This is a genomic window from Rhodanobacter sp. PCA2 (assembly GCF_013620825.1).
In the GTDB taxonomy this organism is placed as follows: Bacteria; Pseudomonadota; Gammaproteobacteria; order Xanthomonadales; family Rhodanobacteraceae; genus Rhodanobacter_A.
On record NZ_NJIC01000016.1, the window covers coordinates 65,418 to 86,762 of the forward strand.

The 21,345-nt window shown below is 68.7% G+C and carries 19 protein-coding genes; 6 read left to right on the forward strand and 13 right to left on the reverse strand.

Annotation, left to right across the window (positions count from 1 at the left end; genetic code table 11):
- Positions 1 to 120: 120 nt before the first annotated feature.
- On the forward strand, positions 121 to 909 hold the full coding sequence (locus PCA_RS06035) for a copper resistance protein B (protein WP_343204418.1): 789 nt from the start codon (positions 121 to 123) through the stop codon (positions 907 to 909).
- Positions 910 to 918: 9 nt separating this feature from the next.
- A complete protein-coding gene (locus tag PCA_RS06040) occupies positions 919 to 1,536 on the forward strand; it encodes a cytochrome c (protein WP_181301695.1) in 618 nt (205 codons plus the stop codon).
- Here the strand turns inward: PCA_RS06040 and PCA_RS06045 are convergent.
- Entirely contained in the window at positions 1,530 to 2,171 is a 642-nt protein-coding gene (locus PCA_RS06045) for an NAD(P)H-binding protein (RefSeq protein WP_181301696.1), read from the reverse strand. The genes PCA_RS06040 and PCA_RS06045 overlap by 7 nt on opposite strands.
- Positions 2,172 to 2,282: 111 nt before the next feature.
- On the opposite strand from PCA_RS06045, the gene PCA_RS06050 reads away from it, so the two are divergent.
- The gene (locus PCA_RS06050; RefSeq protein WP_181301697.1) at positions 2,283 to 3,182 is read left to right on the forward strand and encodes a LysR family transcriptional regulator; all 900 of its coding nucleotides are present in this window, start codon (positions 2,283 to 2,285) and stop codon (positions 3,180 to 3,182) included.
- Positions 3,183 to 3,201: 19 nt separating this feature from the next.
- On the opposite strand, the gene PCA_RS06055 is transcribed toward PCA_RS06050, so the two are convergent.
- The 8 genes from PCA_RS06055 to cycA form a co-directional block, all read right to left on the reverse strand.
- Positions 3,202 to 4,131, reverse strand: coding sequence for a DMT family transporter (locus tag PCA_RS06055; RefSeq protein WP_181301698.1), 930 nt, complete (start codon positions 4,129 to 4,131; stop codon positions 3,202 to 3,204).
- 59 nt (positions 4,132 to 4,190) lie between these two features.
- Complete coding sequence (locus tag PCA_RS06060; protein WP_181301699.1) at positions 4,191 to 6,326, reverse strand: AsmA family protein; 2,136 nt, start codon at positions 6,324 to 6,326, stop codon at positions 4,191 to 4,193.
- A gap of 127 nt (positions 6,327 to 6,453) precedes the next feature.
- Positions 6,454 to 7,245 carry a siderophore-interacting protein gene (locus PCA_RS06065; RefSeq protein WP_181301700.1) on the reverse strand — a complete coding sequence of 264 codons (792 nt, stop codon included), beginning with the start codon at positions 7,243 to 7,245 and terminating at the stop codon, positions 6,454 to 6,456.
- A 77-nt stretch (positions 7,246 to 7,322) separates the two neighbouring features.
- Complete coding sequence (locus PCA_RS06070; RefSeq protein WP_181301701.1) at positions 7,323 to 7,967, reverse strand: PadR family transcriptional regulator; 645 nt, start codon at positions 7,965 to 7,967, stop codon at positions 7,323 to 7,325.
- A 96-nt stretch (positions 7,968 to 8,063) separates the two neighbouring features.
- Positions 8,064 to 8,624: an rRNA adenine N-6-methyltransferase family protein gene (locus tag PCA_RS06075; RefSeq protein ID WP_255436695.1), complete on the reverse strand. Its 561-nt coding sequence runs from the start codon at positions 8,622 to 8,624 to the stop codon at positions 8,064 to 8,066.
- A gap of 110 nt (positions 8,625 to 8,734) precedes the next feature.
- Positions 8,735 to 9,673: a peptidylprolyl isomerase gene (locus PCA_RS06080; protein ID WP_181301703.1), complete on the reverse strand. Its 939-nt coding sequence runs from the start codon at positions 9,671 to 9,673 to the stop codon at positions 8,735 to 8,737.
- Positions 9,674 to 9,736: 63 nt separating this feature from the next.
- Complete coding sequence (locus tag PCA_RS06085) at positions 9,737 to 10,564, reverse strand: 2OG-Fe(II) oxygenase (protein ID WP_343204419.1); 828 nt, start codon at positions 10,562 to 10,564, stop codon at positions 9,737 to 9,739.
- 132 nt (positions 10,565 to 10,696) lie between these two features.
- Positions 10,697 to 12,076, reverse strand: a complete 1,380-nt coding sequence (cycA, locus tag PCA_RS06090; protein ID WP_181301705.1) for a D-serine/D-alanine/glycine transporter — start codon at positions 12,074 to 12,076, stop codon at positions 10,697 to 10,699.
- A 146-nt stretch (positions 12,077 to 12,222) separates the two neighbouring features.
- Between cycA and PCA_RS06095 the strand changes: the two genes are divergently transcribed.
- Complete coding sequence (locus PCA_RS06095; protein ID WP_181301706.1) at positions 12,223 to 12,585, forward strand: PadR family transcriptional regulator; 363 nt, start codon at positions 12,223 to 12,225, stop codon at positions 12,583 to 12,585.
- Positions 12,585 to 13,520, forward strand: coding sequence for a sensor domain-containing protein (locus PCA_RS06100; RefSeq protein ID WP_181301707.1), 936 nt, complete (start codon positions 12,585 to 12,587; stop codon positions 13,518 to 13,520). The genes PCA_RS06095 and PCA_RS06100 overlap by 1 nt, the downstream gene beginning before the upstream one ends.
- Before the next feature lie 69 nt (positions 13,521 to 13,589).
- On the opposite strand, the gene PCA_RS06105 is transcribed toward PCA_RS06100, so the two are convergent.
- From PCA_RS06105 to PCA_RS06115, 3 genes are all read right to left on the reverse strand, one after another.
- The gene (locus PCA_RS06105; RefSeq protein WP_219918581.1) at positions 13,590 to 15,092 is read right to left on the reverse strand and encodes a DUF1800 domain-containing protein; all 1,503 of its coding nucleotides are present in this window, start codon (positions 15,090 to 15,092) and stop codon (positions 13,590 to 13,592) included.
- Between the two features lie 133 nt (positions 15,093 to 15,225).
- Positions 15,226 to 16,425: a DUF1501 domain-containing protein gene (locus PCA_RS06110; RefSeq protein WP_181301709.1), complete on the reverse strand. Its 1,200-nt coding sequence runs from the start codon at positions 16,423 to 16,425 to the stop codon at positions 15,226 to 15,228.
- 313 nt (positions 16,426 to 16,738) lie between these two features.
- Complete coding sequence (locus tag PCA_RS06115) at positions 16,739 to 18,334, reverse strand: DUF1800 domain-containing protein (protein WP_181301710.1); 1,596 nt, start codon at positions 18,332 to 18,334, stop codon at positions 16,739 to 16,741.
- Positions 18,335 to 18,506: 172 nt separating this feature from the next.
- Between PCA_RS06115 and PCA_RS06120 the strand changes: the two genes are divergently transcribed.
- Positions 18,507 to 19,115 (forward strand): class I SAM-dependent methyltransferase, encoded by a 609-nt coding sequence (locus PCA_RS06120; protein WP_181301711.1) that lies wholly within the window; start codon positions 18,507 to 18,509, stop codon positions 19,113 to 19,115.
- Between the two features lie 886 nt (positions 19,116 to 20,001).
- Here PCA_RS06120 and PCA_RS06125 read toward each other — a convergent pair.
- A complete protein-coding gene (locus tag PCA_RS06125) occupies positions 20,002 to 21,330 on the reverse strand; it encodes a carbohydrate porin (RefSeq protein ID WP_181301712.1) in 1,329 nt (442 codons plus the stop codon).
- Between the last annotated feature and the right edge of the window lie 15 nt (positions 21,331 to 21,345).

Consider the following 21,345-nt stretch of genomic DNA (forward strand, 5'->3'; position numbering starts at 1 on the left):
GCATCGCCCATGGCGGCACCGGCACCCGCCGACGCAACGAATCACGCGGACCATGCATCAGGCGCGATGCCGCCGATGGAGCATGGCGACCATGCCATGCCGGACATGGATCACATGGACATGTCCCCGCATGCCACGCACGAAGGCATGGATCACGGTGGCGCCAGCGCGACGCACGACATGCGCATGCAGGGCGGCGCGGCGCCGCCTGACGCGCGCAGCGCCGATTATTCCGACGGCATCGGCCACGGCGACATGCCGGGCATGGACATGCGCGACGCCGCGCCGCTGGGCATGCTGCGGTTCGACCGGCTCGAAGCCTTCGACGGCCGGGACGGCGGCGGGCAGCGCTGGGATCTACAGGCCTGGTACGGCAGCGACATCGATCGCCTGTGGGTGCGCAGCGAAGGCGAGCGCGCCGGTGGCCGCGTCGGCGACGGCGATGCCGAGGCGTTGTGGAGCCATGCCGTGGCGTCGTACTGGGACACCCAGCTCGGCGTGCGCCACGACTTCGGCGATGGTCCCGCCCGCGACTGGGCCGCGTTCGGCGTGCAAGGCCTGGCGCCGTACTGGTTCGCGCTGTCGGCGACGGCTTATGCGGCGCCGTCCGGTCGCACCGCCGCGCGGCTGCGCGTGGAGTACGAGCTGCTGTTCACCCAGCGGTTGATCCTGCAGCCGGAGCTTGAATTCAACCTCTACGGCAAGGCCGATCCGCAGCGCGGGATCGGTGCCGGGCTGTCGGACGCCAGCTTCGGCCTGCGGCTGCGCTACGAGATCAGGCGGCAGTTCGCGCCCTACCTCGGCGTGTCGTGGGTACGCCGCTTCGGCGCCACGGCCGCGTATGCACGAGAGGATCGACGCCCCGTGTCCGACAGCCAGCTCGTGGCTGGTGTCCGCATCTGGTTCTGAGGAGTGCCCATGAAGCCGTACGTGAAAGTTGCAATCACCGTGGCATGCACGCTGGGCGCGCTGGTGGCGGGTGCCGGGGCGTTCGTCTATTCCGGCGCCTACGACATCGGCGCGGACGCGCCGCATACGCGGCCGGTGTCCGTCGTGTTGCAGGCGTTGCGCGACCGCTCGATCCGCGTGCGCTCGGAAGACCTCAAGTTGCCTGACCTCGACGATCCGCAGCTGATCCTGAAAGGCGCGGGGCAGTACGCGGCGATGTGCACCGGCTGCCATCTCGCGCCGGGCATGGAGGATTCGGAAATCCGCCCCGGGCTGTACCCGCAGCCGCCGAACCTGGCGCAGCTGCGCGTCGATCCGAAGGCCGCGTTCTGGGCGATCAAGCACGGCATCAAGATGAGCGCGATGCCGGCCTGGGGCCACAGCCACGACGATGCCACGATCTGGAGCATGGTGGCCTTCCTGCAGAAGCTGCCGGACATGACGCCGGCGCAGTACAAGGCCATCGTCGCCATGGCGCCGCCGGACGACGATATGGTGATGGGCGGCGATCACCACGATGCCGGCCATCCCGGCATGGACGACATGCCCGGGATGGCCGGTACGGCGGGTGCGCCTCCCGCTCAGTAGGCCACGGTGATCCGGCGGCGCGGGGCGTCGCCTTTCTCGATGCGGTCGAGCAGGGCGATGGCATAGTCGGCCACGCTGATGCGGCTGACGCCCGCAGCATCGGTCACCAACTGGTCGCCGCCGATGCGGTAATGGCCGGTGCGCTTGCCGTCCTCGATCAAGGCGGCGGGGCTGATGTAGGTCCAGTCGATCGATGCGGTGCTGGCCCGGCAGCCCTCGCGTGCCTGGCTTTGGGCCTCGGCTTCCGGCTTCCACGCTGCCGGGAAGTTCCGGTTGTCGATCACGCGCACGCCCGGCGCGGTTTCCAGGCTGCCGGCGCCACCCACCCACGCGAAGCGCTGGACGCCCAGCGCGGGCAAGCGGTCGAGCAGGATGCGCGCATTGGCGGGCGGGGTATTCGGGTTGCTGTCGCGCCGTGCGGACAGGCTCGCAATTGCCGCGGTGCTGCCGCGCACGGCCTCCTGCCAGGTTTCCGGCTGCGCCACGTCGCCGGTGACGAGCTTGAGCCTGTCGTGGCGGAGGTCGAGGCGGGCCGGGTCGCGCACGACGGCGGTCACTTCGTGGCCGCGCGCAAGCGCCTCGTCGAGGATGGCATGGCCGATGTGGCCGGTGGCGCCGAACAAGGCGATGTGCATGGAAGTCTCCGATGGGTGGGGATGGAGACCAGCATGCGCCAGGCCATTGATTCGATAAACGCGGGATGGTGCAATTCACTGTAAATCAGGAGTTGACAGTGGAGCGCATGCATGGGCGAGGTCAATCTCAATCGGCTGGCGGTGTTCGTTGCGCTGGTGCGCGCAGGCTCGTTCACCGCGGCTGCGGAACAGCTCGGGCAGACCAAGGCGATGGTGAGCCAGCACCTGGCGCGACTGGAACGCGAGCTGGGCGTGACGCTGATGGTGCGCAGCACGCGGCGCATGGCGTTGACCGAAGCCGGCACAGCCTTCCATGCCGACTGCGTGCGCATCCTCGGCGAAACCGAGGCAGCCATCGGTCGCGTGGGCGAGAACCGCGACACGCCGCGCGGCACGCTGCGCCTCACGGCGCCGGTGAACTACGGCACCTCGGTGATAGCGCCTGTTCTGGCCCGCTTTCTCCGACGCTATCCGGAGGTGCATGCCGAACTGGTGCTGGACGACGGCATGAGCGACCTGATCGGCGGCCGTTTCGACTTGGCGATCCGCGGCGGCCCGCTGCGCGACTCCGGTTTGCGCGCCGTGCGCCTGACCGGCTTCCGCCAGTTGCTGGTGGCGGCGCCTTCCTATATCGCTGCGCGGGGCCGGCCGCGCCGACCGCTGGAGCTGGCGCAGCACGACGCGATCCTGCTCGCGGTGCTGAGTTCCCCCGCGCGCTGGGTATTCACCGCGCGCAGCGGTGCGCAGACCCGGGTGCGGCTGGCGCCGCGTGCCCAGGCCGACAGTGCGGCGGCCGTGCATGCGATGGTGCTGGCTGGCGCCGGCGTGGCCGTGCTGCCCGATTTCATGGTGGAAGCCGACCTCGCCGCCGGCCGCTTGGAACACCTGCTGCCCACGCAGCGCCTGCCCGAAGGCAGCTTCAGCGCGGTGTACGCCGGGCTGCACGCACCGGCCAAGGTGCGCGCCTTCATCGACCACCTGCGCGAGAGCCTTGCCGGCAAGGCGGCCTGAATCCCCGCACCGGCTGGCGTTACTCCACGATGTTGTGGCTCTCCGCCGTCCCCAGCAATTCCGGCTGCCCGGCCGGTCGCTGCCGGCGCGCCAGCAGCGGATGCGCGAACACGGCGACGAGGATCACCGCCACGCCCGCGTAGAACCAGCCATCGAGCTGGCGCTGCTCGCCGAGCAGCAGCATGGCCAGCACGATCGCGTAGACCGGCTCCAGGTTGGTCACCATCTGCGTGCCGAAGGCGCTCATGTGGCGCAGCGCCACCAGCGCGAGCACGAACGGCAGCAGGGTGCAGCCGAAGGCCAGCGCGAGCAGCAGCAGCGTGTCGTGCGCACCGGGCAGCACGAAGGCGGCGCCTGCGTGCGGCAGCAGCGGCGCCAGCACGGTGAGGAAGGCGGTGCCGGTGCCCAGTTCGATGCAGGTGACGGTAAGCGGGTCGCCGTGGTTCACCAGCCGCTTGTTGAGCGAGCCGAACAGCGCCACGAACAGCGCCGACAGCACGCCCACCGCGATGCCGAGGCGCATGCCGTGCGGCACGCCGCCCACCACCATCGCCACGCCCGGCACCACGGCCGCGCCGATCAGCAGCTCGCGCGGGTCGAACTTGCGCCGGGCGATCCACGGTTCCACGAAGGCCAGGAACACCGGCCCCAGTGCGATGCAGGTGGCGCCCACCGACGCGTTCGCCAGCTTGATCGCGGCGTAGAAGGTGAGCCAGTGCAGCGACACCAGCACGCCGATGCCGGCATAGGCCCAGCGCAGCCGCGACGGCATCGCGCGCAGGCCGCGCCACACGCGCGGCACCAGCAGCAATGCGGCGGTCACCAGCAGCATGCGCCACCACACCAGCGGCAGCGCGGGCAGCGTGATCAGCTTGCCGAGGATGGCGGTGAAGCCCCACAACAGCACGCAGAAGTGGATCTGCAGGCGGGCCCGGTTGGTGGCTTGCATGGAAACGCATCGATGGGAGACGCGGCATTCTACGTTGCGCCGCGGGTCGCGGCAGCATGTCAGCGGCGCGGTTTGCCCACGGAAGCGGGTTGCCTGGGCGTGCGCATCTGCTGCAGCACCGTGGTGCAGGTGTTGGCGTCGCCGCTGTCGTGGCTGGGGGCGACCAGCGCCAGCAGCGCGGCTGCGGGGGCGGCGACCACGCCCAGCGCCAGCGCGCCGGCGCCGCGTACCAGCAGCGGGCCGGCCTGCACGCCCACGTCCGGCTGCTTCAGCGTGCCGCGCACGTACAGCGGCGAACGCAGCGAGAGCACCCGGAAGCCCTTGGTGTGGGGCGTCACGTCCAGGTCCAGTTTCTCGTTCGCGAAGTTCACCGTGCCCTCGACGTCGATCAGCGCATCCTGGGTGTCGAAGACGAAGAGCTTCGTGCGGAACAGGCCGTTCTGCGCGGCGAGGTCGGTGGCGGCGCAGTTGATCTTCACCGTGCGGTCGCCGAACAGCTTGCCGAGCACGATGTTGCCCACGTTGAGGCCGGCGGTCTCCAGCAGGTTGCGGCTGATCGCGCCGTCGTTCATCAAGAGCTTCAGCTCGCCGTTGGCGCTGCCGAGCAGGGCCGCGACGGAATTGCCGCGCGCGTCCAGCGTGGCGCCGCCGTTGATCTCGCCAAGGCTGGTGTGCATCGGCTCGAAGTCCGGGAACAGCTGCTTGAGCTTCAGGTGCCGCGCATGCAGTTTCAGGCTGCCGCGCATGGGCGCGGCGCTGCCGTCCAGGCGCAGCGCGCCGTCCGCATGGCCGCCGGCGAGGCCGAACTGCAGCGGGTCCAGCGCCAATACTCCGCCGTCCAGCACCAGGTGGGTGGACAGCGATTCGATGGGCAGCGACGCGCCGTGCTCGATGCGCCCCGCGGCGAACGTCACGTCCGCATCCATCGCCTTCCAGCGGTCGGTACGGAAGGCTTGCGTGGGCAGCACGCGGTCCGACGCCGCGGGCGGCGGCGCGGTGGTGCTGGAGCCGCCGCCGCCGATCAGCGGCGCCAGGTCGGCGAGGTGCAGTTGCTCGGCCTGCACCTTGCCGCTGAGCTTGGGACGTGCGCCGCCGGTGACGTAATCGACGTCGCCCGCGAGGTCGCTGCCGCCCACGCGGGCGCGGAAGCCGTGGTAGCCGAAGCGGCTGCCGTGACGCCCCAGCGTGGCGGTGAGGCGGCCGCGGGTGGCGTAGGGCGGCGTGTCGGGCAGGGTCACGCCGAGGATGGGATACAGCCTGGCCATGCTGGAGCCGGCGAGCCACAGGCGCAGGTCCAGCGCGCCCAGGTGCAGCGGATCGGTCAGCGTGCCGACGAGGGCGATGTGCGTATCGCCGATGCGCAAGCGTGCCTGTACGGGAAATGGTTGGTCGGCCTGCTGCAGCGCCAGTACGGCGCCGGTCCTGCCGCTGCCTTCCAGCGGTGCGCCCTGGTAGCTGCCCCTGGCGGTCCACGCGAACTGGTAGGCGGTTCGCCGCGCGGCCGCCTCGCCGGATTCCGCCGGCGCCTCGTCGTCGCTGCGCAGCGACCTGTCGGCGCCGCGCCCTGCGCTGCGCTCGGCCTGCGCGCGCGCATCGGTGCGCGCCTGCGCCACGATCTGGTCGTAGGGAATCGCCTGCTTCAGCGGTTCGATGTCGGCATCGATCCGCACGCGGCCGGCGGCGTCGTCCAGCGCGATGTGGCCGGCATCGAAAGCGATCGCGCCGAGGTCCAGCGCCCAGCGGGAAGGCGACGCGCTGTTCGACAGTTCGAAGTTCCAGTTGGCGCGGCCCTGCGCATCGCGCTCAAGGTCCACGCGGGGACGCACCAGCTGCAAGGTGGGAATGCGCACGCGGTGCAGCAGCAGATCCAGCGGCGACAGGCTGAAGCGCAGCGCGTCCAGGTGGGCGAACTCGCGCTGCTTCGCCCATGCGGGATTCGCGACGCTGATGTCGTTCGCCACCACCTGCGGCCACGGCAGCCACGCGCGCAGGCCACCTGCCTGCGGCTCGCGCCGCCACTGCACGTCGAGCGAACCGTTGATCGCGAACGGGCGGCCGATGGCGGCGCTGACGCTGGCGTCGATGGTCGGCTTCAGGCGGTTCCAGTCGAACAGGGCAAGCGCCACGGCGAGGATGACCACCAGTGCCACCGGTATCCCGATGATCCATGCCAGCCACTTGTTCCTGCGCCTCATGCCCGACTCCTGCGGCCGCAGTGCGACCGGCAATGGCGTTATGCCATGACATAACCCATGTTGCGGCAAGGTTTCGTAGTGACGGCGCGGTTTCGCTCACCGTGCGTTCACCCGCAGCGGCTCGGGATCAGTCGTTGTCGTCGTCCGCGCCAGCCTTCCAGTAGCCGGTGGCCTTGATCCAGTCTTTCGGCACGCCGCGCTGTTCCAGCCACTGGCGCATGGCACGGGCGCGGCCCGATTCGGCGGCGATCCAATGGAACACGTCGCCTTCGATGGCGGGCAATTCCTGCAGGGCCTGTTCCAGGCGACGGCTGTCCACGGCTGCCTCGCCATGGCGTGCAAGCCAGCGGATGTCGACATCGGCGTGCGTGTGCAGCGGCTGGCGGTCGGCGGCGTCGGGTAGTTCGATCAACGCGGTGGCGCGCGTGCCGGCGGGCATTTCCTCCAGCCAGCGGCCGATGGCGGGCAGGGCGGTTTCGTCGCCCACCAGCACGTAATGATCGAAGTCGCCGGCGATCACGAACGAGCCGCGCGGTCCGCCGGCGCCGAGCTGCTGGCCGGGCGCGGCCTGCGCCGCCCAGTTCGACGCGGGGCCGTCGCCGTGCAGCACGAAGTCGACAGTCAGCTCGTCGCGCGCGGCGTCGTGGCGGCGCGGCGTGTAGTCGCGCATCGGCGACGGCTCGCGGTCGGGCGGGAATTCGGGGCCGTTCGCGCCGAGCGCGGGCAGCACCAGCTCGCCGTCGCGGTTGGGGAGGAACAGCTTCACGTGATCGTCGGGCGACGCGCCGCGGAAGCCGCGCAAGCCGGGGCCGCCGAGCGTCACCCGCTGCATGTGCGGCGAGAGACGTTCGACGCGCAGCACGTCGAGCATGCGCAGCACGACGTCGTGGCGCAGGCGCTGGTGGGCATGGAGTGCCATCGTGGTTGCCTCGTGGGGATGGGGCGCTGGCGATGGCTGGCGCGTAGGGAAGCCGCCGGGAGAAGACGGCGGGTGCATCAATCCTTCGGCTGGCCACCAGCGATCTCGCTGGCGGCCCGCTGCAGGATCGCGGCGATGCGATCCGCCTCGGCCTTGTCCCAGCCGGTGCGCATCATCAGCGCGTGCTTCAGCGCGTGCATCGCCTTGCGCACCGCCATCGGCGCGGCCATCTTCGCTGCCAGGCGCGCGCTGTGCTCGGTGCGCGAGGTCGCCGCGTCCACCGCGGCGCGGTTCTCGTCGAGGAAGGCACGGCCGGCGTCGGTGATCGCGTAGAGCTTGCGGTTGCCCGCCTCGCTTTCCACCTGCACATGGCCCATGTCTTCCAGCATGGCGAGGGTGGGGTAGATCGCGCCGGGGCTGGGCGTGTACTGGCCGTGGAACATCTCCTCGATGGTGCGGATCAGTTCGTAGCCGTGGCGCGGCTGCTGCTCGATCAGCGCCAGCAGCAGCAGCTTGAGGTCGCCGTGGCCGAACATGCGGCCGCCGCCGCGCCGGCCGCCGCCGCGCAGCGCGTCCCAGCCGCCAAAACTGTCGTCGCCGCCATGGTGGCCGCCGAACGGGCCGTGACGGCCGGCGTGGAAGCCGCGCTCGCCGTCGTACGCGAAAAAGCCGTGGGAATCGTGGTGGTGGGCGAAACGATGGAACAGGTGATGCATGCGCATGGCTGCTTCCGATATATCGAATTGGGAGTCGAAGATATATCCACGATATATCGTTTGCAAGCGCGGACGATCAGGCCAGGGGCGGCAAGCCGGGAATCAGCGGGTGCGGCGGCGGATGCGCCAGACCTGCGCCGGCGGCAGGTTGAGCCAGACGCCGCCGATGCGCTCGGCCTCCAGCCCCAGGCGCTGCCGCAGCGCGCGCGGCACCGGGCAGCGCAGGCCGTAGGTGAACTGGTAGAGCGAGCCGTCCTGCTGCAACTGGCGCTCGAACACGCCCGCGATGATGGCTTCGACCTTGTCGGGCGGGATCGACAGCAGCGGCAGGCCGCTGATCACGGCGCAGGCGCGTTCGTTGCCGAACAGCGAAGACGCGCTGCCCAGTTCGGCGGCATCCATGTGCAGCACGCGCGCGAGCGGGTAACGGTGGGCCAGCGCACTGGCCAGTACCTGGTCGGTTTCCACCAGCACCAGCCGGTGCCCCGGCAGTCCACGGTCCAGCAAGGCCCGCGTGAACACGCCGGTGCCGGGCCCCAGCTCGATCACCGGGCCGTGCGCCTGGTCGACATGGGCGGTCATCAGCCGGGCCAGCGCCGGGCCGGAGGGTGCCAGCGCGCCCACGCTGCGGGGATCGCGCAGCCAGGCCCGCAGGAGATCCATCGTGTCGTTCAGGGACATGGGCAACGGCAGCAGCGGTTCCAGTGGCGCACGATAACCGGAACGAGCGGGGCGGATGTTCTGATCCGGTTATGGCGCTCCGCTGCCGATTCTTACGGCGCGGCCGGCTTGCCGCCGTCGCGTACCGGGATATCGATGCTGCACAGGCTGACCTTGCCCGCGGGGTTCTTGTAGAACGCGTCGCGGCGGTTGCGCCTGGCTTCGACCAGCGCGGCGAAGGTGGGGCTGTCGGTGCGCAGCACCTGGATATCCGTGCGCTGCGCGGGCGGCAGTTCGGAGGCGAGGCGCACCGACAGGATGGGCACGCGCTGTTCGGCCTTGGCGTAGAAGCCCATCGGTGCGGGACCGCGCGGCAGGCCCGACAGCAGCGGCATGCCTTCCAGCACGCGGCCGGCGATCGCGAGGTTGCGGTCCAGCGCGCGGGGCGACTGGCCGATCACCGCGTACAGCGAACTGCCGTTGCCGCTGTCCGGCGCGATGTCGCGCGCCACGCCCACCATGCCGTAGCAGTGCGTCAGCCATTCGCGTCCCGTGGCCGGGTCGCGCGCGGCGGGGAAGCCTTCGCTGAAGCCCACTTCCGGCGCATACACGTCGCCGTCCGGCAGCGGCATCCACGGCTGCTTCGCGTCGATCGCGCGGGTGTATTCCGGCGGCAGCGTCTGCTTGGCCTTGCCCAGCGGCTTCAGCTTCGCCGGATCGGGATGGTCGCCGTCGCTTTCGGGATCGTCCCACTGCGCCACGAAGTTGTCCTGCACGCGGTTGATCGACAGCCCGTCGAAATAGTGCTCGCGCGCCAGCGTGCGGATGTTCTGCGCATGCAGCGGGGTGAAGCCCGGCGCCAGCTCGATCACCACGCGGCCCGCAGGCAGCTGCATGTAGAGCAGGTTGGCCGGGTCGGGCGTGCGCCATTCGGCCGGCTTCGACGCCGCCAGCAGTTCCTTCGCGCTGGGCGTGGGCTTGTCTTCCGCGGCGGAGGCCGAGACCGCCGCGAGAGCGAGCGCCATTGCGACGGCGGCAGGATGATGGCGCATGGTGGTTTCCCCGTATCGTTGGCGTCGCGGCACGTTAGCAGGAGCCGCAAGCCGGTGCGTGCGTTATTTGCGGAAGCGCACGAAGGCGCGTCTGGCCAGGTACAGCAGGTGTCCGGTCAGGCCGGCATCCTGGGCTTCGCGCAGTGCGGTGTTCTCGGCATAGAGCATGCGGATGTGGCTGTCGCGCTGCTCGATCAGCTGCTGGATCCCGGCCACGTCGCTGCGCGTCAGAATGTGACCCTCGTCCAGGTGCGGCGGCAGTTGGCGGTTCACGTAATAAGTGGTGTGACGCGGCGCCGTCTCGGCGGCGGGGCGATCCTTCGTGTAGAAGTACAACGCGACGGAGCGGCGCGTGAGATCGGCATGCTCAGGCGGCAGCTCGATCCGGTTGAAGGCGTGCCAGGAACATTCGGACGTCTCGAAGATCACGCAGCGGTTGAACGCGGGCGCCACCGAGCGTGCTGGGCGCGCATCGGCATGTGGATCGCGGAACAGTTCCAGGCAGCCGCCCCATGATTCCTCCCACTGCGGGTTGAGGTAGACGATGAGGTTGAGGCGGCGGTGCCAGCGTTCGCTGGGGTGGTAGTTGAAATCCACATGCGGGTCCAGGCTCATCCCGTTGCGGTTCTCATGGGTGCCTCCGCCGAGATACCACGGGTCGTAGATCAGGCCGTCGATGCCGGTGAGACGGCCTACCGTCGCCAGGAACTCGGGACTGCGGATCGCGTCGTCAAGCTGCTCCCAGGCCGGCCCGAGCTGGCGGATCTTTGCCAGCGTGGACTTGCCACCCAGCTTGCCGTCGTCGCCCACCGAGTTGCCGCGCTCGAACGCGGGGAAGCTGTCCAGCAGTGCCGCGGCGAAATCCGGGGCGAAGAAATCATCGATCGTCACGTGGGGGAACGGCGCCGCCGAACAGAACTCGGCCCGGCACGCGTCCGCTGATTCCAGCACATGCGGATGGACGATCGAAACTCCCGACGGACCCTGCATGTCCCCCCCAAGGCAGTGAATGGTGAGCCAATTCTACCGTTTGGCGGCGCGCCGCCGCTTCCACGCATAGCCGACGCCCAGCAGCACGAACCATACCGGGCTGGCCAGCAGGGCGGCGCGGGTGTCGGCCTGCAGGCACAGCAGCACCAGCACGAACGCGAAGAACGCCAGGCATGCCCAGCACATGAACACGCCGCCAGGCATCCGGTAGATCGACTCCGCATGCAGTTGCGGACGCTTGCGCCGGTACGCCATGTAGGCGAACAGGATCAGCGACCAGACGAACATGAAAAGCACGGCGGACAGCGTGGTGACCAGGGTGAACGCGGTGAGCAGGTTCGGCACCAGGTAGATCAGCCCCGCGCCCAGCATCAGGCACAGGCACGAGAACAGCAGGCCCGGCGTCGGCACCGCGGCCTTCGACAGCCGCGTGAAGATCTTCGGCGCATGGTTCTCGTCCGCCAGGCCGTACAGCATGCGGCTGGTGGAGAAGATGCCGCTGTTCGCCGAGGAGGTGGCCGAGGTCAGCACCACGAAGTTGATCAGACTGGCCGCCGCGGGCACGCCGGCCAGCACGAATAGTTCAACGAACGGGCTCTTGTCCGGCTCGACCAGCCGCCACGGCGTCACCGCCATGATCGCCACCAGCGCCAGCACGTAGAACACGAGGATGCGCAGCGGGATGGAGTTGATCGCCTTCGGCAGGTTGCGCCGCGGGTCGGCCGTCTCGGCGGCGGCGGTACCCACCAGCTCGATGCCGACGAACGCGAACACCGCGATCTGGAAGCCGGCGAAGAAGCCGGACACGCCCTTCGGGAAGAAGCCGCCGTCGTTCCACAGGTTCGCCAGCGTGGCCTGGTTGCCGGCCGGCGACCGGAAGCCCCAGAGCACCAGCGCGCAACCCACCGCGATCAGCGCGCAGATCGCCACGATCTTGATCAGCGCGAACCAGAACTCCAGCTCGCCGAACAGCTTCACCGTCAGCAGGTTCAGGCCCAGCAGCAACAGCACGCACAGCAGCGCGGGAATCCAGGGCGCGAGATGCGGCAGCCAGAACTGGGTGTAGGAGGCGATCGCGACCACTTCGGCGATGCCGGTGACGATCCAGCAGAACCAGTACGTCCAGCCGCAGAAGAAGCCGGCCCACGGCCCCAGCAGGTCGGTGGAGAAGTCGATGAACGACTTGTACTGCAGGTTCGACAGCAGCAGCTCGCCCATCGCGCGCATCACGAAGAACAGCATCACGCCGATGATCAGATAGACCAGCAGGATCGACGGCCCGGCGAGGCTGATGGTCTTGCCCGAGCCCATGAACAGCCCGGTGCCGATCGCGCCGCCGAGCGCGATCAGCTGCAGGTGGCGATTGGAGAGGCTGCGCCGCAGCTGCTCCGGTTGCGCGGTGGATACGGTCATGCGGGCGCCGGGTCGGGAGACGGTCGCCACGATACAGAGAAACCCCGGGGCAGCGCCAATCCGCCGGCCATGACTTCCGGCGCATGTACTAGTGTGAAGTGAATACTATGCTTCAGTCCAAGCTATGGCGCAGTGCAGGCAAGTGCATGGACGACCTCGACGGCCAACTGAAGAAATTCCAGAAGGAGCTGTCCACCGGCACCGTGTCGCTGGTGCTGCTGGCGGTGCTGGGGCAGTCGCGCCAGCCGCTGTACGGCTACCAGATCGCGAAACGGCTGGAGCAGGTGGGCGAGGGCGTGCTGGCCGGCAAGCAGAGCGCGCTGTATCCGGTGCTGCGCAACCTGGAGGGCGCAGGCCTGCTGGCCAGCGAGGTGGAGCCTTCGGTGAGCGGGCCGCCGCGCCGCTATTACCGCATCACGAAATTCGGCCGCGAGGTGCTGCGCGAGTGGATCGCCGCGTGGAACGCCAGCCGCGACAGCGTCGACAAGGTATTGCAGGGAGAACTGTGATGAACGAAGCATCCGGCAACGTGCCGCGCACGATCGCGGAATACCTCGAACAACTGCGTGCCGCGCTGCGCGGCGCCGACCCCGCGCTGATCCAGGACGCGCTGTACGACGCCGAGGAACACCTGCGCGCGGAACTGTACGAACGCCCCGGCCGCGACGAGGCCGCGATGCTGGAACACGTGGTGGAAAGCTACGGCGCCCCGGACGAGGTGGCCGAGATCTACCGCGACCAGGAGATCAAGATCCAGCGCGCGATCCGCCCGCCGCCGCCGCCGAAGCGGCGCTCGGCCGCCGGCCGCTTCTTCGGCGTGGCCGCCGATCCGCGCGCCTGGGGCGCGTTGTTCTACCTGCTGTTCGGCCTGGTCACCGGCATCGCGTATTTCACCTGGGTGGTCGCCGGCCTCTCGGTGTCGCTGGGCTTCTCGGTGCTCATCATCGGCCTGCCGTTCATCGTGCTGTTCTTCGGCAGCGTGCGCGGGCTGGCGCTGCTGGAAGGGCGCCTGGTGGAAACCATGCTTGGCGTGCGCATGCCGCGGCGGCCGCCGTATCCGCCGAAGCACATGACGCTGTTCCAGCGCATGGGCGCGATGTTCACCGACCCGCGCAGCTGGAGCTCGATGCTGTACGGGTTGCTGCAACTGCCGCTGGGCATCTTCTACTTCACGTTGGTCGTGACCTGGCTCTCCGTCTCGCTGGCCTTCATCGCGATGCCGATTGCGAAGCTGTTCCCCGGGCTGGATCAATGGGATGGCGTGACCTGCCTCGGGACGCCGCAGTGGCCCTGCGACCTGCTCACGTGGACGCACAGCTGGAGCGGTGCGATCGTGCTCTGCGCGCTGGGCCTGCTGCTGTTCTTCCTGCTGCTGCATGTGGTGCGTGGCCTCGGCCACCTGCACGGCCAGCTGGCCAAGCACCTGCTGGTGCTGCGGGCCTGAACGCGGGACGCGCACCGGCTCCGCAAGCCGACACAAGGGCAGCGCCCGTGTGCGGCCGCGCGAACCGGGTCAGCGGTAGTTGAGGTCCGGCGAGGCCAGCAGGAAGGTGTTCCATTCCTGCTGCGATTCCGCCTTGGCCAGCGCGCTGCGCGCGGCGGCGGAAAGGTGGGGCTCGATGGCGTCGTAGTACAGCCGCGTGCTCAGCATCGGGAAGCCGGCCTCGCGCGTGGTGCTGCCCGGCGGCGTGAACAGCTGGGTGTTGCCGTTGCCGATCGCGGCGGCGATGTCGAAGCGTTTGGAGAGCTGGCCGGAACCGGTCCAGCTTGCGCCGTCCAGCGGCCAGCCGTCGGGCGTGATGCGGCCGTACAGCGGCTCGCCCAGCTGGTCCAGCCAGTACACCAGCGGCAGGGCGTTCGCGATGGGCTTGCCGTCGTAGGCGAGGCGCACGGAGGACACCACGAAGCGGGTCGGGGTCATGAACTGGCGGCCGCTGGCCAGCAGCTCGCGCGAGTCGAACATGGTGTGCAGCACCGCGGCGATGTCGCCGTCGGTGTGCTGGAAGGTCTGCGCCATGCGCGCCACCAGCGCGGGCGGCGGGTTGTCGGCCACGAAATACTGCGCAAGCTGGCGCGAGACGAACTGCGCGCAGGCCGGCCGGTGCACGATGAGATCGACTGCCTGCCGCACCTCGTCGTAGCCGCGTCCCTTGATGTGCTGGCCAAGGAAAACCTTGTTGCTGAAGTCGTGCCGGTACGGGTTGAACTGGAACAGGCCGTGCTGCACCACCAGCGGCGCTACTTTCGGGTTGAAGCGTTGCGGCTTGCCGTCCACTGGTGTGATGCCGACGCCGGTGAGGATCAGCGCCAGTTGCTGCACGTCCTGCTGGGTATAGCCCGAGCCCACGCCCAGCGTGTGCAGTTCCATCAGTTCGCGCGCGTAGTTCTCGTTGACGTGGCCCTTGGCGTTCTGCGCGTTGTCCAGGTATTCCAGCATCGCCGGACTTTCCAGCGTCGCCATCACCAGGTCGCGGAACCTGCCCAGCGCATGCGGGCGGATCACGCGCTGCTCGTAGTCGGCCAGCTCCCAGCGGATGCGGCCCTTGGGCGCGTACACGCTGAAGTGGTTGAGCCAGAACCACACCACCTGCTCCTTGAGCTGGTTCGGCCCGTACGCCGCCTGCAGCAACTCGGCCTGCCGCGCCTGTTGCATCAACGCGTTGCCGTGCTGCTGCCAGGCCTTGTTCGCGGCGTCCTTGTCCGGCCCGGCAGGCATCGCCTTGACCTGCTGCTGGGCGTCGTACAGATCGCCGAGCAGTTTCGGCAGCGGCGTGTTCGTCGCCTCGAAGCCGTGGATCAGGCCGACGACCTGCGGCGGCATCGAACCGGGCACGCGGTCGGCCAGTTGCGCATCGAGCAGGCCCTCGCGGCCCAGCTTCCGATAGCGCGCCACATCCGCGCTGTCCAGGCCGAAACCGTCTCGGCGCAGCCAGGTGAGGTCGCTGTCGCTGAATGCGCCGTGCGCCGCCTTGTTTGCCTGCGTGGGTTGGTTGGCGCAGGCGGCGAGCAACAGCATGGCTGCCGTGAGGAGGAGAGCTAGTGCGCGGCGGGGCATGGCAGCTGTCCGTGCGTAGGCGTGGGAACGAATCCCGTGCACGACGGCCCGGGTATCTGAGCGCAGTGGAGGTATCCGTGCATGGACCATCTTTCTACACCAGCCGCAGATCCCGCGGCTTCGCCTGCGGAAACACCGTCTGCAACTGGCCGGCGTTCAAGCCCCACAGTCGCGCGAACATCCCGCCCAGCACGTCGCGGTAGTCGTTCAGCACCTGGTAGTCGCGGTTCTGCAGCAGGTTCGGCTGGGTCACCGCGAGCTGCTCGCCCGCGAGGCGGCCGCCGGCGACCTTGCCGCCGAGTACCCAGTGCACGGTGCCGTGGCCGTGGTCGGTGCCGTGGTCGCCGTTCTCGCGGAAGGTGCGGCCGAATTCGGAGAGCACCACCACGGTGGTGTCGTTCCACGCATTGCCCAGCGCGTCGGCGTAGGCGGCCAGGCCTTCGCCCAGGTTCTTCAGGTTGTTGGCGAGGCCGCCCTTGGTGTTGCCCTGGTTGACGTGGGTGTCCCAGCCGCCGACGTCGACGAAGCCGAGCCGGTACTGGTCGCGCATCAGGGTGGCGATGCGCCGCGTCTCGGCGGCGAAGTTGTGCGCGCTGGGCGCGCCGCGGCTGGCCGCCACCATTTCGTCGCGCAGGTCCGCGGATACCGTCTTGGGCAGGGCGAGGCCGTCGGCGGTGGCATGGGCCAGCGAGGTGTTCTTGTACATGCCGGAGAGGATCGCCGCCTGCCGCTCGTCGAAATGCGCCCTGGGATCGTCCTTCAGCGAGATGTTGGGGATGTCGCGCCCCGCGCCCTGGAAGGAGAGCGGCAGGTTGCTGGTGAAGGCGATGGCCGGCGTGCCGGCCATCAGGCCCGCGAGCCGCGCGAGGAAGCCGGAGCGGTAGTTCGTCTCATGCCCCAGCGGTTCGCCGCGCTCGATGTGGTCCTGGGTCTCGAAGTGGCTGCGCGAAAGGTCGTTGGTGCCGGCGAACGGAATGAAGGCAAGCTGCTTCTTCTGCCACAGCGGATAGAGCGTGTCGCGCACCACGGGGTTGAGGCCCCAGTTCGCGTCCAGCGCCACGGCGCTGTCGGGGTTGTCCGGATCGGGTTTCGCGATGGCGAGGGTGGGGCGCGACTCGTAGTAGAAGTCGCTGCCGCAGGGCACCAGCAGGTTGTTGCAGTCGTAGCCGCCGCGCAGGAACACCAGCAGGAAGCGCGGCGAGTTCGCGGGCGCCGCGAACAGCCGGCCCGAGAACGACAACGTGGACGCGGCGGCCGCGCCGGCAGCGGCAAGCAGGAATTCGCGACGGTTCATGACAGCACCTCAGCTACACGGGTTGGCCCCTCCCCCGCGAGCAGGGGGGAGACGAGTTGGCTCCTCCCCCTGCGAGCAGAGGGAGGTTGGGAGACGAGTTGGCCCCTCCCCCTGCGAGCAGGGGGAGGCTGGGAGATGAGTTGGCTTCTCCCCCTGCGAGCAGGGGGAGATTGGGAGACGAGTTGGCCCCTCCCCCTGTGTGCAGGGGGAGGTTGGGAGGGGGACAAGGCTTGTGCCGCGAACCGCACCCCACCCCAGCCCTCCCCTGCATGCAGGGGAGGGAGCCGCGTACGGCAACGGGCAGGGGAATGGCTCATCGGTAATTGAAGTCGGGCGAGGACAGCAGGAAGGTGTTCCACTCCATCGGCGATTTTGCCTGCGCCAGCGCGTTGCGCGTGGCGTCGGAGAGGCGCGGGGCGATGGCGTCGCGATAGAGTGCGGAGCCCTGCAGATCGGGTGGGCCGGGCGGCGGATCGTTCGCGATCGCTGCGTCGCCGTCGTTGCCCGCGAACAGCCGGTTGCGGCCGCTGCCGATGACGCGTGCGAAATCGAAGCGCTTGCTCATCTGGCCCGAACCGGTCCAGCTCGCCGAATCCAGCGGCCAGCCGTCGGGCGTGATGCGGCCGTACAGCGGCTCGCCCATCTGGCGCAGCCAGTTCACCAGCGGCACGGCGTTGGGAATCGGCTGGCCGTCGTAGGTCAGGCGCATCGCGGAAACCAGGAAGCGCATCGGGTCCTTGAACTTGTGCCCGCCCACGGCGCCGGCGTCCTTCGACAGGAGCATCGTGCGCAGCACCGCCGCAATGTCGCCGTCGCTGCGCTGGAAGGTCTGCGCCATCGCGTCGACCAGGGCGGGCGAGGGCTTGTCGTCGATGAAGTATTCGGCGAGCTTCCGCGAGACGAAGCGCGCGCAGGCGGGCTGGCGCACGATCCGGTCCACCGCCTGCTCGATCTCGGCGTAGCCGCTGCCCTTGATGGTCTGGCCGAGGAAGGGCTTGTCGCCGAAGTCGTGCCGGTCGGGATTGAACTGGAACAGGCCGTCGCGCACGAAGCCGGGGCGCATGCCGCCGAAGCGGCCGCCGCGCATCGCCAGCTTCGGCGGCAGCAGGCCGGCGCCGGTGAGCACGCGCATCAGCTGCTGCACGTCGGCCTGCGTGTAGCCCGAGCCCACGCCGAGCGTGTGCAGCTCCATCAGCTCGCGCGCGTAGTTCTCGTTGGTCTTGTCCTTGACGTTGTGCACGTTGTCGAGGAACACCAGCATGGCCGGGCTCTTCAGCGTGGCCATCACCAGGTCCTTGAACTTGCCCAGCGCGCGCGGGCGGATCACCTGTTCCTCGTAGTCGGCGGCGAACACGCGCACGGGGCCCTTGTCCGCGTAGATGCTGAAGTGGTTGAGCCAGAACCACACCATCTGTTCCTTGAGCTGGTTGCCGCCATACACCGCATGCAGCAACTCGGCCTGCGTGGCCTGCTGGTAGAGGTCGCGGCGGTATTGCTGGTTCGTCTTCTTCGCGGCGTCCTTGGCCGGGCCGGCCGGCGTGTCCTTGAACTGCTTCTGGCGGTCGCGGAAGTCCGCCAGCAGTTCGGGCAGCGGCGTGCTCACCACGGGAAAGCCGTGGATCTGCGCGGCCACCTGCGGCGGCAGGGTGTCGTCGCCGCCGGCCAACTGCTCGTCGAGGAAGCGCGCACGGCCGAGTTCGCGGTAGCGCGCCAGCGTGGCGCTGTCCAGGCCGAAGCCGTCGCGACGCAGCCAGGCGATGTCCGAAAGACTCAGGCCATCCACCTTCGCGGTGACGGTGGAGGTGGGCATGCCTTGCTGCGTGGCCTGTCCGGCGCAGGCCAGCGCCGGCAGGCACCCGAGCAGCAGGCCGAGCGCGAGGCCGCGGCGACGTATCGAAACGACAGGCATGCGTTCCTGCTCCGGCGAGAGTGTCGGGGTTTCAACGCCAAAGGTATCGGCGCGGATGACTGCAGTGCAGTGACATGCCGTGCGAATTCGATGGCGATTCATTTTTCGCAGCATCTTGCGCGGCCCGTCGGCCGCAGCGGTTACCATGCGCGCCACTGACAGAGGCATTGCCATGACCAAGACCTACGACCGCGCCTATTTCGACAAGTGGTATCGCGACCCCAAGCATGCAGTGGGCTCGCCGGCCGAACTCAGGCGCAAGGTGGCGATGGTGGTGGCGCAGGCCGAGTACTACCTCGGCCGCCCCTTGCGCAACGTGCTGGACGTGGGCTGCGGCGAAGGCACGTGGCGCGCGCCGCTGCGCGCATTGCGGCCCGGCATCGATTACCGCGGGCTGGACGCCAGCGAATACGTGGTGGCGCGTTACGGCCGCAGCCGCAACATCGGCCTGGCACGCTTCGGCCAGCTCGAACAGCTGCGCTTCGACACGCGCTTCGACCTGATCGTGTGCACCGATGTGCTGCACTACCTGAAGCCGGCGGAGATCCGCGCCGGCCTCGTCGGCATCGGCGAGATGCTCGAAGGCATCGCCTTCCTGGAGCTGTTCACCAGCCGCGACGACGTGGATGGGGATCGCCACGGGTTCCTGGCGCGCGCGCCGTCGTGGTATCTGCGCGAGTTCGGGCGGGTGGGGTTGTTGCCGTGTGGGTCGCATTGTTATCTGGGGCCGCGGTTGGAGAGGCATATTGCGGCGTTGGAGAGGGCGCAGTTGCCGGCGTAGGTGGGCGCGTTTCACGCGCAACGGGCGAACTGGCGTTTGGCCTGCATCAGAGCGGTTTCGACCGCCCTTAGGGCGGTCGAGCTACTTTCTCTTTGCGTGCCCAAAGAGAAAGTAGCCAAAGAGAAATGGCACCCCGATGGCGCGCCCTCCAGGCATCCTGCCTTGCGGGTACGCGGGCGGGTTACGGGGTTTTTCGACGGCACATCCTGTGCCGGCGAAAAACTGGCTCGCATCCATGCGAGCCATCCTGCGGACTTTCCTCCACCCGCCCGCCGCGCCATAGGGGCCCCGGGTAAAGCAGCGCGCTCCCGGCGCGCAGAAGCAACAGCAGGGCACAGCCAGAGCCAGAGCCAGAGCCAGAGCCAAGGATGATCTAATTAATCGACTGCCTGCTCGTCATTCCTGCGGCTTGCTCGTCATTCCTGCGATAGCAGGAATCCAGTGCCGTTGTGTTTCGTGGCTTACAGCACTGGATCCCAGCCTTCGCTGGGATGACGAGCAAAATCAAAACATCCCCAAAGCGAAGCGCCGCATACTCGCGGCGCTTCGCTTTTGCATTTGCTGTTGCTTCTGGCGCGCACGATGCGCGCCTGCTCTTGGGGCCCCTGGGCGGCGGTGAGGTGGGGACGATCAGGCCGCGCAGCGGGCGTTGCCAAGGATGGCAACGCCTTTTCGCGCGGGCAGGATGCCCGCTCGAAAAGCCCGGCCCCACCTCACGCACTTGCCGGGCATGGATGCCCGGCAAGCGCCAACCGGGGTGTCGTTTCCTCTTGGTTACTTCTCCTTTGGACAAGCAAAGGAGAAGTAACTCGGGCGCCCATAGGGCGCTCGAAACCGCTTTGGTTGCCGACAAAAGACCACATGCCGCCATCAACACCGGCAGCAATCAAAACTCCACATGCGCCCGCACGCCGGCGAACTCCGCCGGCCCCCGATCCCTGTTGTATCCCGGATGACGAACCCACTGAAAATCAGGGCTGAGCGTGAGGTGCGCGACCGGCGCCCAGCTGTAGTACAGCTCGGCGATTTCCTCGTGCGCGTAGTTCAGCGCGCCATCGCCCAGCACGAAACCCGTGCCGCCCAGTGCGAGGTATTCGCGGTGCGGCCGCGATAGTGCATCGAGGGCGAAGCCGACGCCGATGTGATCGGCCGAGCGCCCCCAATGCGCGCCCGAAAGCTGGAAGCCGCCGCTGACGGTGCGGTCCACTTCGGTGAACACGAAGGATTCGTTGCGGCCGTCGTTCCAGCCCATGCGGGCGAACAGGCCGGTGTCGCCGTTGTCGGCCAGCGGCAGTTCGCCGTTGATCGCCCAGCCGTACTTGCGGCGGCCGGGACGGTCGTCGGCGTGCACGTCGGGCACCTGGCCGGTGGCCAGGGCTTGCGCGATGGCATCGCGGTAGCTGCCCATGCGGGCGTGGTTGCGGAAGGCGAGCAGGCGCAGCACCCAGCCGTCGGGATGCGGGTGCAGGCTGAGCTGCCACTGTTCGCCGCGCGCGTGGCGCAACGAGTTTTCGAGCCGTTGCCCGTTCGCTTCGTAGGGCATGCGGTAGATGCCGTAGCGCAGCGTCCAGGCAGGATTGACCCAGGCCAGCATCAGGCCTTCGGTATAGCCGCGGGTGTCGGCGGCGAAGTCCCAGCTGGTGGTGTTGAACAGGTCCCAGTTCATGAACTGGGTGCGCGTGCCGTTGGCATAGCGGTTGCGGTCGAAGTCGTCGTTCACCGCCATCTTGCCGAGCTTCACGTCGAGGCGTTGCGTGGCCTGCGTGCCGGGCAGGTGATCCTGGCTGCGCTCCACTGTTTCGCGGCCGTCGCCCAGCGGCAGCGACCATTGCAGGTAGCGCCGCGCCACGTAGGCACCGCGGCCCAGGCCGGCCACGCCGGCGCGGATCACGTCGCCGTTGGTGAGTCCGCCCAGGCCGGTGGCGCCGCTCACGCCTTCGCCGCGGAACATCTCCACGTCGACATAGAAGGCGAGATGCGCAGGCAGCGCCACGCCGAAGTAGGCACCGAAGGTGTGCGAGCGCGCGGTGTCGCCTTGCTTGCGCAGGCTAAGCGGCCCGGCGTAGGGCGAATGGACTGTGCCCTGGTGCTGGGCGACGAAGGTGTATTGCGCGCCGAGCCATTGCGGGATGAACAGCGGGGCGTCATCGGCGAAAGCGGCAGTGGTCAGCGCGAGCGCGCCGGTGAGCAGGAGGAAAACGGTGGCAAGACGCATGCGGGGAAGTATTCG